This is a genomic window from Corynebacterium sp. HMSC071B10 (assembly GCF_001814825.1).
In the GTDB taxonomy this organism is placed as follows: domain Bacteria; phylum Actinomycetota; class Actinomycetes; order Mycobacteriales; family Mycobacteriaceae; genus Corynebacterium.
This window is the reverse complement of sequence record NZ_KV818009.1, coordinates 1-557: the sequence shown is the minus strand read 5'-3', so window position 1 is coordinate 557 and position 557 is coordinate 1. Positions and strand designations below refer to the sequence as shown.

1 pseudogene is annotated in these 557 nt (G+C 55.8%); it reads left to right on the top strand.

The annotated features are described in order from the left end of the window. Nucleotides 1-16: 16 nt before the first annotated feature. Nucleotides 17-557: pseudogene (locus tag HMPREF2990_RS08525) on the top strand (hypothetical protein); the annotation flags it as partial.

The following is a 557-nucleotide window of genomic DNA, read 5'->3' as shown; positions in this document are numbered from 1 at the left end:
CCAAAGCAAAAAGCACGTGACCAGGCACAAACTGTGGATGGACTACTTGTCGCAGCCTTGCCCGACGGACAAGACAAAGTACCAGTACTCCCAGTTTTGCAGTGGGCTCAATGAATTTCTCCGTGCTCATGATCTTGTCGAAGTCGTCACCCATGAGCCGGGGCAAGAGCTTTACGTCGACTGGGCCGGTGACAAAGTGCCAGTGGTGGATCAGGCCAGTGGTGATACCGCGTTCAAGGCGTCGCTGTTTGTCGCGGTAAGCCCGTACTCAGGGCTGATGTACGTCACTGCTGCTGTAAATGAGAAGATGTCGGCTTGGATTGCATGCCACGTCAAAGCGTTGAACTATCTTGGCAAATTACCGGCGGTCATCGTGCCGGATAATGCCTCTACGGCGACCTACCGGCCGAGGAAGCATTCAGGCTACCGGATGGTCACTGACCGCTACGTAAGCGTTTGCCGACTACTACGGGGTCACGATCGTGCCGACGAGGCCCGGCAGGCCCCGCGACAAAGCGGCAGTAGAGCGTGCTGTGAAAATCGCCTACACCAAAATA